This is a genomic window from Mycobacterium sp. D16R24, from assembly GCF_002013385.1.
GTDB lineage: Bacteria > Actinomycetota > Actinomycetes > Mycobacteriales > Mycobacteriaceae > Mycobacterium.
This window is the reverse complement of the sequence record NZ_MAEV01000027.1, coordinates 99,557-110,497: the sequence shown is the minus strand read 5'-3', so window position 1 is coordinate 110,497 and position 10,941 is coordinate 99,557. Positions and strand designations below refer to the sequence as shown.

Here is a 10,941-nt window from a genome sequence, read left to right as displayed (position 1 = left end):
CGTATACGCCTTTTACTTCAAGCGTCAACACGCGCGGTCAGCCCCCACGCCGCAGAACGGAGGCCGCCTCACACACCGCCGAGGTAGTCGCGTTCAGTGTCGAGGACTCGAACTTCCAATGCTGCCAATACAACGGCACATCGAGATACCGCCCCAGCGCCAGGTCGACAAGGCCGTCGCGATCCAACTGCTCGGGCATCATTCCCCAACCCAGCCCCACCCGCAGCGCCTCGGTGTTTCCGCCGGCCGTCGGCACATAGCGCTCCGGCACCGTGACATCCCGGCGAAAGATCTTGCGCAAGAATTGGTCCTGGAGGGCATCGTGCCTGTCCATCGCATCATCGGGGCCCGCCGGACGGCCCAGATCCCCGAGTCGAGCAGCCCACCCGGAAGGTAGTCCGCGACGTACTCCGGTGATGCCATCCCGACGTACCGCATGGAACCCAGCGGTTCGCAGCGGCAGTTCCGACAGACTCAGCCGGTCTCTGTGGGCTCGTCGCCGTCGAGACGGCGCACCCGAACGGAGCGTCCCACGTACCGATCCCGGAACGGCTTGCTAGCAGCAGGACCCGCCGTGAAGACGAATTCAGGTCCATCGACCCGTCGTCCGGTCTCGCGATCAACCAATACCGGCTCGGCCTCCACCCCGGTGGCCGCGTCGACAAGGACCATGCTGCGCCGTTCCGGCTGCAACCGCGCATTACCCCAGGCGGCCAAGGTCACGATCACCGGACGCAACGAACGGCCAAGTTCGGTGAGAAGGTACTCGTGTCGCACGGGATTTGTCTGATAAGGCCGTTTCTCGAAGATTCCCACCTCGACCAGCCGCTTCAGCCGAGCGGTCAGCAGACTCGTTGAGACACCTAGGTTCTTCTGAAACTCGTCATAGCGGGTGTAGCCGTCGAACGCGTCGTGCAGGATCAGCAGCGTCCACCATTCCCCCACAAGGCCGATAGTTGCCGACAGCGGGCATTCTCGATCTTCAGACCGAATTCGTTCGCTCACTTTCAATCCTAACGGCTTGACTTCCATTTTAGAAGTAACTAACTTCTATTTCAGAAGTCATGCTACCTCCAGGAGAAGACGTGAACCGTATAACCCCCGCAGCAGCCGACAAGACAGAACTCTCGGCCGTCGTGTCCAACTATCTGGCCGCGTCGGAGGCGCGCGACATCGAGGCGATCGTCAAATGCTTCAGCCAGGACGCCGAGGTGCTCGATGAAGGCAACTTCATCGAGGGCCGAGACCAGATCCGGCGATGGCGTGAGGACGTCGCGGCGGCCTTCGAGTACACGGCAACCATGACGAGCGTAACGGCGCTTCGTGAGGAGAAGGGGACTCACCGCTACGCCGTGTGCATGCATCTGGAGGGCAATTTCCCCGGTGGCCAAGCCGACCTGAACCACACCTTCGCCGTCCGAGACGAGCACATCGTGAGCCTTCGCATCCTGCCCGCAAGTTCATGACCATGACATTTCGCTCGCAGATGGGTTCGTTCGGAACCTGGCTACACCCGCGCTACGGCGACGCGGCCCGCGCCGAATTCGCCTCCGAGGCAGAGGATCTGGGATATACCGTAGCTTGGTTGGGCCTCGGGCAGGCTTCGGTCACAGACCTGGAACCCGTCGAACGGGCCCTTCAGGCCACCTCAACGCTTATCGTGGCGACAGCGATCGTAAACATGTGGACCAATGACGCGGACGAGATCGCCGCGTCTTACCATCGAATCATTTCCAGCTACGGCGATCGGTTCCTGCTGGGCATAGGGATCGGACACCCAGAAGTGGTCTCGTCGTTCCAGAAGCCCTACACCAAGATGGTCGACTACCTGAACCGGCTGGAAGCCGCCGGCGTCCCGGCCGATCGGCGCATCCTGGCGGCGCTCGGGCCGCGCGCACTCCGACTGGCCGCCGACCGTACCCTCGGTACCCATCCATACCTGGCGGTTCCAGAACACACACGCGCGGCGCGTACAGCACTGGGATCCGGCGTAGTGATTGCGCCTGAACAAACGATCGTTCTGGACGACGACACTCAGGCGGCCCGCGGGATCGCCAGGGCATTCGTGTCCGATCCCTACCTATCGCTCAGTAACTACACCAACAACTGGCGGCGCCACGGTTTTGACGACTCCGATCTCGATGCGGACGGTAGCGACCGTCTCATCGATGCGTTGGTTCCACATGGGGCGGCCCAATCCGTTGCGGCTCGACTGCGCGAGCACCTCGGCTCCGGCGCTGACCACATCGGCATCCAATTGCTCACCTCGAACAGCGAGAGTCCAATGCCCGGATACGCAACCTTGGCGCGGGAACTCTTCAACGCCTGAGGACTGTCAGATCAGACATCCACCGCCAATTGCCAGAACTGCGCCCGTGAAGAACGATTCCACGTCGGAAGCCCCTACAGCGGACGCATGACCGCCCACGGCCCACCCGGCCATCGACTGTTGCGGTATCCCGCCAAGAACCGCACATTGGCCGACTCGACCTATAGGGCGTGTGTCCATGCTTCGAAGGACCAGCCCCGATCCTCAACTACCTGTCTCGCCCCACAACGCACGGCATTAGTTTCAGTTCTGTCACTGTGATGGTTCAACCATTCGCATTATCCAGACACAGCTCGTTAGTTTCCTGAGCAATCAGATACCGGCCCTGAAATTCATCTGAAGTGTTGAAATCGAGGCCGTGTTGAAAACTGTGTCGGCACTGGCCACACATAGCCAAAGTTTGAGGCGCTGGAACGCGGATAGGTCGATTCCGGAACGCCCAACGAGCGTACAATGCCAGCGCTTGAGTAATAGATCTAGCCGTAGAGAGTGCCGTGCCACATGGTTACTAACGGGCCCACGACCGCCTCTTCGTCCGGCCAGGAGGGTTCTATGCCCTGACCAGCAACATGCAGCACACGTTCGGTGCCCCAGAAGAGAAGAGATGCGAGTGTTCGCCCGGACTCCGCCGATGTGATCTTGCCTGCGGCACGCTCGCGCTCGATTTCATTCGCTCCGGCAGCAACGAATCGTTCCACGACGCCGAGCCATAAGTCACGCAATTCCGCGTCACTCTGCCAATGGTGATTGACCGCGTTGAGGACCGCACGGTGGCGGTGCCAAGCCTCGGTGACAGCGCGGATACTTCTCTCGAGGGCAGCTTCCGGCGAATCCTCTGCCGAACGAGCGAGAAACGGTTGCACAGTCTCGAAAATGTCGTCCATTACCTGCGTAAGTAGGCCGGCGAGCACTGAAAACTTCGATGAGAAATAGAAGTAAAACGTTGCCCGCGAGACCTTCGCCTCATCGAGGATCTGGGCGACGCTGATGTCACTAAAGGCCAACCGCTCCAGCAACCGTGCCAGGGCGGCAAAGATGCCCGACGCAGCGGCACCATCGGTGTCCACTGATCGAAATCTGCCCGCCGGTCGTCGCGTCTCTTTAGCCATCGCCATACACAGTATTCGATGATCGACACGCCGCCCCTCGGCAGTGGTCCACTGGTCGGCGACGAACAACACCCTGGATTATCCGAGCAATACTGCAAATCTCCAGTCGAGTACCGGTCTCGCCGAATCCATGTCGTCGCCGTCCGCGGCCACCCTCGATCTTAGGTGGACCACGCTGCCCCCGGACTTGTTGATCTCGATGCGTTCCAGTTCGACAACACTGCGCAGCGTGTCCCCCTCGCGAACCGGGCCGAGATGGTCGCAGCTATGCCAGCCAAGCACAGAAACCATGCCGGGGAATGCCCGCGTCGCCTGCGACAGAGCAAGTCCAATTGTGTGCCCGCCGTATACCAATCGCCGACCAGTTGCACGGTAGTCATGATGGAGGCTTGCGATGTTCAGAGTCAGGCGCGCCAACTCCGGAGCACTGCTGACAACATCACCACCAACTATTTCTATCGAGTCACCGACCTGCAGTGCCATGGGCTTCGATCGCACTGCGCCGAGATCGTAATCAGACACGCTCGTCCCCAGTCCGTGAGGCAAAGCCGATCCAATCGCACTCAGGTCATCAGATCTTCCTGTTGGTTCACTGCTCCGGAGTGGAAGCATTGCGCACCGGTAGAAGTCGAGCACGACACGCCTGTCTTGATCCTCGGTTGTCATACGCAGCGCCGCGAGTCCTGTCGGCTTGCGGCCCTCTCTGCGCCCGTTCTCCCGCAGGCCGACGACACGCGTAACCGTGCGCAGGGTGTCGCCCAGCAACGGGATTCTGTGAAACATCAGGTTGCGGTAGAACAGGTTCGCTTTGACATGATGCGTGGCGACAGTTGACTGCCCTATGGCGACGTCCCAAACGAGTGCAGGATGTGCGACCGGGCCACCCGCAACAGCCGTGGCCAACTCGTCGTCAAGGGGAAGCTGCAGCCGATCCCCCACGATCGCCTGGTGAACCGCCTGACGACCGGCCGTGAGCGTATAGCCCGGCGCATCATCGAACACCTGGCCCACCTCCAACTCCTCGAAGTACGGCCCCTCCGCCTGATGCTTCACCTCACACCTCCAGCAAACTTCCGGCTGTTCCACTCGGCCCTGTGCGAGCTGGGTCAGCGCCACAGTTTTTTATTCTATGTTAAATATTGCGAAGACTGCGCCTGCGGCCTCGCCAGCCCAACGGCAGACTGATTACCCAGATCTAATTGATATTACAGAGCCGGGCCCGTGCGCCGGATCTTCGTCAAACCGCATACAATTCTTGGAATGACCAGGCGAAATGTTCAAGACACGACATCGGGTGACAGCCTCGATGAGGACACCGCGGCGCTTGATTCGAAATCAGCGTTGACGCGATCCCGCATCCTGGACGCGGCAGCGCAAGTCCTCTCCACTCGCGGCTATGCGGGTCTACGACTGGTCGATGTCGCATCGGTGGCTGAACTGCAAGCCCCGGCGATCTACTACTACTTTCCATCGCGCGACGACCTGATCGAAGAGGTCATGTGGGCCGGAATCGCCGACATGCGAACATATGTCGGAAAGGTCTTGGACGATCTTCCTGACGGCACGCCCGCGCTCGAACGGCTGCTCGCGGCAGCCGAAGCACATCTGATCCACGAGCTGGAGCTCTCGGACTATACGACCGCCTCGATCCGCAACGCAGGTCAGATACCCCCCAAGATCCGCAAGCGTCAGATCCGTGAAGAGGAACAGTACGGCGATGTGTGGCGCAAGATCATCAATGATGTTGCGCGCGAAGGCCTTCTGCGGCCCGAGTTGGACCTTTACATTGCACAGATGCTGGTCCTCGGCGCCCTGAACTGGGCAGTCGAATGGTGGAATCCGCGCCGAGGCTCCGTTGAGGCGGTAGTGAGCACCGCCCAGTCAATGATCCGCCATGGGCTGGCCTCCGAGACGAGGATCCGGTGACCAGTCTTCAGGCGCGGATCCCGCGCCTGAGCCACGTGCCCGCCGCCGGGGCCGCTAAGAGAAGATGCACCATCGTGCAGTCACTCGCCACGTCGGCTGACACCGGAGCGCATGCCACGGCATGTATGGAAGCTCGTCCACGATGGCGGTAGCGCGGAGCGACTACTTCGCAGTGGGCTACGAGGTTCTGGCGGACGCTGGATATCTGGGCCTCAAGCTCGCTGAGGTATGCCGTCGACTCGGTGTCACGACGGGCTCGTTCTATCACTTTTTCCCAAGTTGGACTCACTATCGACGCGAACTCGTAGAGCATTGGAAGATGGAGGCCACGACTTCCCAGCTGACGCTGGCCAGAACCGAACCCGATCCGAGCCGTCGCATTGCGCAGCTCGCCCGTGTCGCCGCGGGTTTGAACCACCGCGCAGAGGCCGGCTTTCGCGCATGGAGCAGCACAGATGCCGAAGTCCGAGAGACTCAAGTTGAAGTAGACGCTCTTCGGCATCAAATCGTCCTTGACTCTGCCCTCGAGATAACCGCCGATCCACGGAAGGCCAAACAGTTCGCCGATACCGCTGTCTACCTGCTGGTGGGCTATGAGCAGGCAACCCTCGAACCCGATGTGGCCGGTTTGGAGTCGATTCTGGCCGAGTTGATCAGCACGCTCGACGCTCCCAGAACACCTGGCCCCGCCGTCGCCGAGGGGGCCCCGGCTCGCTCTCAGAAGTAGCCGCGAGCAACGGGCGCCCAGACGTTTTGCACCCCATGCAGAGTTAGGAGACATTCGCCTCCGGGCCCGGAATTTTAATATAAAATAAAAACAGGTATCGTCACCGGCATGACAACTCTCCTCAACAATGAAGAGACCATGCTGGTCGACACTGTCCGGGCGTTCGTCGACCGCGACGTGCGGCCCTCGGTCCGCGAAGTTGAGCACGCCAATGAATATCCCGAAGCGTGGATAGAGCAGATGAAACGCATCGGCATCTACGGGCTGGCCGTCCCCGAGGAGTACGGCGGCACGCCCGTATCGACTCGCTGCTACGTCCTTGTCACCCAGGAGCTTGCCCGCGGGTGGATGAGTCTGGCTGGCGCCATGGGCGGCCACACCGTCGTGGCCAAACTGTTGGACCTGTTCGGCACAGCCGAACAGAAACAGAAGTACCTGCCCGCAATGGCTTCGGGAGAGTTGCGTGCAACGATGGCACTCACCGAGCCCGGCGGCGGTTCGGACTTGCAGAACATGAGCACAGTGGCCCGGCGGGAGGGCGATCAGCTCATCGTCAACGGCTCGAAGACCTGGATATCCAACGCACGCCGCTCCAGACTGATCGCGTTACTCTGCAAGACGGATCCCACCGCGAATCCCCGGCATGCGGGTATCTCGGTGGTGCTGGTGGAGCCCGGCGCGGGCATGAACATATCTCGCGATCTGCCAAAATTGGGATACAAGGGTGTCGAGTCGTGCGAGCTGTCTTTCGACGACTACCGCGCCCCAGTTTCCGCCATTCTTGGGGGCGAACCGGGTCGCGGTTTCGCTCATATGATGAAGGGCCTGGAGACCGGTCGTATCCAGGTGGCTTCTCGCGCGCTGGGCGTTGCGACCGCAGCACTCAATGACGCGCTGGCCTATGCACAGGAGCGCGAGAGTTTTGGCAAGCCCATTTGGCGACACCAGGCTATCGGGCACTATCTGGCGGATATGGCGACCAAGCTGACCGCCGCTCGCCAGCTCACGCTGTATGCCGCTGACCGGTACGACAGCGGCGAGCGCGCCGACATGGAGGCGGGAATGGCGAAATTGTTCGCTTCCGAGGCTGCTATGGACATCGCGCTGAACGCGGTTCGCATCCATGGCGGCTACGGCTATTCAACAGAATTCGATGCCGAACGCTACTTCCGCGATGCACCCCTCATGATCGTCGGCGAGGGCACCAATGAGATACAGCGCAATGTCATCGCCGACCAACTGGTAGCCCGAGGCGGCATCTGAACCCGCGAAGCGCAACGGATGCTGGCGCCAGCACGGTCTGCGCCTCCAGATCTGGTGTCATTGCTCACCGCACGCTCTGCCACTCCTATCATCAATCAATGTCAAGGAAGCGCACACCACCCGAACTCAGCGACACCAAAGCGCAGCGCACCAGGTCGCGCATCCTCGATGCTGCAGCGCACGTCCTGAGCGTCAAGGGATATGCGGGCACACGGCTGACCGACGTTGCCGAATACGCCGAGTTGCAGGCGCCGGCGATCTATTACTACTTTCCCTCCCGCGAAGATCTCATCGAAGAAGTCATGTTCTGCGGCATCAGCGGTCTACGCCGATTCCTGCAAGACGAGCTGAAAGCGCTCCCGCGAAGCACGTCACCCATGGACCGAATCATGGCCGCGGTGCAGTCACATCTGCGCCATGAGCTGGAATTGTCAGATTACGCCAGAGCTTCAATCCGGAACTCCGGCCAGATACCGGAACACCTACGAGCGCGGCAGCGGAAAGAAGAAGCCGCATACACTCGCATCTGGCGCCAGCTGATGAATGATGCTGTAGCGGAGGGGCAGATCCGCAGCGACCTCAACGCGCCCCTGGCCCAAGCCCTCGTCATGGGCGCGCTCAACTGGACCGCCGAGTGGTGGGACCCCCGACGCAGTTCGATTGACACAATCGTCTCTAACGCACAAGTTTTCGTCCGACACGGCCTGAGCTCGCCTCGCCCGAAGTCGCGCCGCGAGTCAACGTAGAGCACCAAACAAGGCTCCACACAGTGTGGCATCAATACGCGGGGAAGATTTTTGATTCTATGTTAAATTAAGTACATGACTGAGGCTTACATTGTTGACGCCACCCGTACCCCGGTCGGAAAACGGGGCGGAGGTCTCGCCGGCAGACATCCGGCTGATACGGCAGCGCACGTGATCAAGACCGTGGTCGGTCGCCACGACATTGACCCGGCCGCCATCGATGACGTCATTCTTGGCTGCCTCGACAACATCGGGGCTCAGGCCGGCGATATCGCGCGTACTGCGGCCCTGGCGGCCGGCCTGCCCGAGTCAGTCCCCGGCGTGACCATTGACCGTCAATGCGGATCCGCCCAGCAAGCAGTGCACTTCGCCGCTCAGGCCGTGATGAGCGGTACCGCCGATCTCATCGTCGCGGGTGGTGTGCAGAAGATGAGCCAATTCCCCATTCTGTGCGCTTTCGGCGCTGGCGAAGCATACGGTTCGACGGACCCCTGGACCGGGTGCGAGGGCTGGCACGAACGCTACGGTGATCAGGAGATCTCTCAGTTCCGCGGGGCGGAATTGATTGCCAGCCAGTGGAATCTGACCCGTGAACAAAACGAACGTTTCGCGTTCGACAGCCATCAGAGGGCTCTTGCCGCCATTGCCGACGGACGGTTCACAAAGGAAATCACCCCGTACGCGGGAATCAGCGTTGACGAGGGACCTCGAGCAGACACGTCCCTGGAGAAGATGGCCGGCCTGCGCACACTCGTTGAAGGCGGCGTACTTACCGCCGCCGTCGCGAGTCAGATCTCGGACGGGGCCGCGGCGCTCCTGATCGCCTCTGAAGACGCCGTCAACAGGTTCGGGCTGACTCCGCGTGCGCGGATTCATCACTTGTCTGCACTCGGGGCAGATCCCGTCATGCTGCTGACAGCCCCCATTCCCGCCACACAGCACGCACTCAAGCGCACCGGTATGTCGATCGACGACATCGATGTCGTCGAGATCAACGAGGCGTTCGCTCCTGTCGTGCTTGCCTGGCTTGCCGAGTTGAAGGCCGATCCGGCGAAGGTCAACCCGAACGGCGGAGCTATCGCACTCGGCCACCCCATTGGATGCACGGGTGCCCGACTGATGACTTCCCTGCTGCACGAATTGGAGCGCACCGGAGGCCGATACGGCTTGCAGACCATGTGTGAAGGTGGCGGGCAGGCCAACGTCACCATCATCGAAAGGCTTTGAGCGATGCAACGCTCCCTGTATACGCCGGACCATGAGGCATACCGCGAGACGGTGAGAGAATTCCTGACGCGTGAGGTCGTCCCGAATCAACACAGTTGGGATCAGGAACGCTGGATCGATCGAACAGTCTTCTCGCGCGCCGCCAAGGCGGGGCTCTACGCCCTGCAGATTGGCGAGCAATACGGCGGCGCAGGAGAGCCTGACTATCGATACCGCATGGTGGTATGCGAGGAGGTCTCGCGCGTCAATGCGCTGTCGTTCGGCCTGACGTTGAGCCTGCAAGACGACCTCGTCCTGCATTACTTGCTCGATCTGACCAACGACGAGCAGAAGAACCGCTGGTTGCCGGGGTTCGCCTCAGGCGAGTTCATCGGAGCTCTCGCGATGACTGAGCCAGAGGCCGGAAGTGACCTACGCGGTATCCGCACAACGGCGCGCCGCTCGGGAGATACGTGGATCCTCAATGGGCAGAAGACCTTCATCTCCAGCGGGATCATGGCCGACGTCGTCGTGGTCGCGGCGCGGACCAAGCCGGAGGGCGGTTCGCATGCCTTCAGCTTGTTTGTCGTTGAACGTGACACCCCTGGTTTCGAGCGTGGCCGCAAGCTGGACAAGATCGGGCTGCCTGCACAAGACACCGCGGAACTGTACTTCCGTGACGCCACTGTGCCCGATGCGAATCTACTGGGCGAGGAAGGGTGCGGACTGCAGTATCTAATGAGCCATCTCCCCCGCGAACGCCTAGGGGTGACAGCCAAATCGATTGCAACGACGCGTGCGATATTCGATACAACCGTGGAATACTGCAAGCAGCGCAAAGCATTCGGTGGTCCGCTGACAGACAAACAACACATCAGATTCGAACTCGCCGAGATGTCCACGGAAATTGATATCGCGCAGACCTACGTCGATCGATCGGTATTGGCTTATAACGCAGGTGAACTCACCCCTGTCGACGCGGCTAAGGGCAAGTGGTACATGAGTGAGCTCCAGAAACGCGTGCTGGACCGATGCCTACAACTACACGGCGGCTATGGCTATATGACCGAATATCCTGTTGCCCGTGCGTATCTCGATACTCGGGTTCAAACCATATACGGCGGAACCACCGAGATCATGAAAGAAATCATTGGGCGCAGTATCGCAGCCGGTTCATGAGTTATGCCGACAATTTGTGAGACGCGTCCCGGCATCTCATAGATACCTACAGTCAGCAGCAGGGCAGTCTGACACTTCTTCGGGCCTGGACAGCACCACCTGATCCGCTCCGAGATCACGCAACAACGACGCATGAGACAAGCCGGATGCTATCGGAAGCGGACATTTGCGCGAGGAGCTCCTGGGCATCCGGTGTGCGGTGCTCGACCGATTCGAACAGATTGGAATCGCCACCTTCCGTGGTCTCCTCAACGAAATCGAAGGCAGCGCGATGCTCGAGGCGCTCGCTCGTGCAGTCGACCGTCAAGAAATCGGCATACCACCAGCCCCGATAGCCGCCATCGTGGCTGGGGAATAGTTCATCGGTGCTCTTGGGGCGCCGTCGATATGGGTGGTGCGCCCGGCTCGAGAGAATGGTGTTCACCGTCGCATTGTTCGTTGTTGCCTTACTGCCGC

12 protein-coding genes and 1 pseudogene are annotated in these 10,941 nt (G+C 60.6%); 8 read left to right on the top strand and 5 right to left on the bottom strand.

The window, feature by feature from the left end; translation table 11 throughout:
- Positions 1–37: 37 nt before the first annotated feature.
- Positions 38–462 (bottom strand): annotated as a pseudogene (locus tag B4383_RS21895) (LysR family transcriptional regulator ArgP); the annotation flags it as partial.
- 12 nt (positions 463–474) lie between these two features.
- A complete protein-coding gene (locus tag B4383_RS21890) occupies positions 475–1,005 on the bottom strand; it encodes a helix-turn-helix domain-containing protein (RefSeq protein ID WP_078293298.1) in 531 nt (176 codons plus the stop codon).
- A gap of 80 nt (positions 1,006–1,085) precedes the next feature.
- On the opposite strand from B4383_RS21890, the gene B4383_RS21885 reads away from it, so the two are divergent.
- A complete protein-coding gene (locus B4383_RS21885) occupies positions 1,086–1,466 on the top strand; it encodes a nuclear transport factor 2 family protein (protein ID WP_176138417.1) in 381 nt (126 codons plus the stop codon).
- 2 nt (positions 1,467–1,468) lie between these two features.
- Positions 1,469–2,329, top strand: coding sequence for a TIGR03620 family F420-dependent LLM class oxidoreductase (locus B4383_RS21880; RefSeq protein WP_286144078.1), 861 nt, complete (start codon positions 1,469–1,471; stop codon positions 2,327–2,329).
- Between the two features lie 476 nt (positions 2,330–2,805).
- On the opposite strand, the gene B4383_RS21875 is transcribed toward B4383_RS21880, so the two are convergent.
- Positions 2,806–3,438, bottom strand: coding sequence for a TetR/AcrR family transcriptional regulator (locus tag B4383_RS21875; protein ID WP_078293332.1), 633 nt, complete (start codon positions 3,436–3,438; stop codon positions 2,806–2,808).
- 78 nt (positions 3,439–3,516) lie between these two features.
- Entirely contained in the window at positions 3,517–4,491 is a 975-nt protein-coding gene (locus B4383_RS21870; protein WP_078293292.1) for a MaoC family dehydratase, read from the bottom strand.
- Between the two features lie 207 nt (positions 4,492–4,698).
- On the opposite strand from B4383_RS21870, the gene B4383_RS21865 reads away from it, so the two are divergent.
- The 6 genes from B4383_RS21865 to B4383_RS21840 all read left to right on the top strand — a co-directional run bounded on the left by B4383_RS21865 (position 4,699) and on the right by B4383_RS21840 (position 10,485).
- On the top strand, positions 4,699–5,364 hold the full coding sequence (locus tag B4383_RS21865) for a TetR/AcrR family transcriptional regulator (protein ID WP_078293330.1): 666 nt from the start codon (positions 4,699–4,701) through the stop codon (positions 5,362–5,364).
- A 142-nt stretch (positions 5,365–5,506) separates the two neighbouring features.
- On the top strand, positions 5,507–6,091 hold the full coding sequence (locus B4383_RS21860) for a TetR family transcriptional regulator (protein ID WP_078293328.1): 585 nt from the start codon (positions 5,507–5,509) through the stop codon (positions 6,089–6,091).
- Between the two features lie 108 nt (positions 6,092–6,199).
- Positions 6,200–7,354 (top strand): acyl-CoA dehydrogenase family protein, encoded by a 1,155-nt coding sequence (locus B4383_RS21855; RefSeq protein WP_078293289.1) that lies wholly within the window; start codon positions 6,200–6,202, stop codon positions 7,352–7,354.
- A gap of 98 nt (positions 7,355–7,452) precedes the next feature.
- Entirely contained in the window at positions 7,453–8,100 is a 648-nt protein-coding gene (locus B4383_RS21850) for a TetR/AcrR family transcriptional regulator (protein WP_286144076.1), read from the top strand.
- Positions 8,101–8,175: 75 nt separating this feature from the next.
- On the top strand, positions 8,176–9,327 hold the full coding sequence (locus tag B4383_RS21845) for an acetyl-CoA C-acetyltransferase (protein ID WP_078293287.1): 1,152 nt from the start codon (positions 8,176–8,178) through the stop codon (positions 9,325–9,327).
- Between the two features lie 3 nt (positions 9,328–9,330).
- Positions 9,331–10,485: an acyl-CoA dehydrogenase family protein gene (locus B4383_RS21840; protein WP_078293284.1), complete on the top strand. Its 1,155-nt coding sequence runs from the start codon at positions 9,331–9,333 to the stop codon at positions 10,483–10,485.
- A 115-nt stretch (positions 10,486–10,600) separates the two neighbouring features.
- On the opposite strand, the gene B4383_RS21835 is transcribed toward B4383_RS21840, so the two are convergent.
- Entirely contained in the window at positions 10,601–10,909 is a 309-nt protein-coding gene (locus B4383_RS21835; RefSeq protein WP_139360967.1) for a hypothetical protein, read from the bottom strand.
- Positions 10,910–10,941: the final 32 nt, after the last annotated feature.

What these genes read in the sequence shown, in the direction of transcription:
- B4383_RS21880 (WP_286144078.1), top strand. Translation starts at nt 1,469, where the DNA reads ATGACATTTCGCTCGCAGATGGGTTCGTTCGGAACCTGGCTACACCCG.
- B4383_RS21875 (WP_078293332.1), bottom strand. Translation starts at nt 3,438, where the DNA reads ATGGCTAAAGAGACGCGACGACCGGCGGGCAGATTTCGATCAGTGGAC.
- B4383_RS21865 (WP_078293330.1), top strand. Translation starts at nt 4,699, where the DNA reads ATGACCAGGCGAAATGTTCAAGACACGACATCGGGTGACAGCCTCGAT.
- B4383_RS21855 (WP_078293289.1), top strand. Translation starts at nt 6,200, where the DNA reads ATGACAACTCTCCTCAACAATGAAGAGACCATGCTGGTCGACACTGTC.
- B4383_RS21845 (WP_078293287.1), top strand. Translation starts at nt 8,176, where the DNA reads ATGACTGAGGCTTACATTGTTGACGCCACCCGTACCCCGGTCGGAAAA.
- B4383_RS21860 (WP_078293328.1), top strand. Translation starts at nt 5,507, where the DNA reads ATGGCGGTAGCGCGGAGCGACTACTTCGCAGTGGGCTACGAGGTTCTG.
- B4383_RS21840 (WP_078293284.1), top strand. Translation starts at nt 9,331, where the DNA reads ATGCAACGCTCCCTGTATACGCCGGACCATGAGGCATACCGCGAGACG.
- B4383_RS21850 (WP_286144076.1), top strand. Translation starts at nt 7,453, where the DNA reads ATGTCAAGGAAGCGCACACCACCCGAACTCAGCGACACCAAAGCGCAG.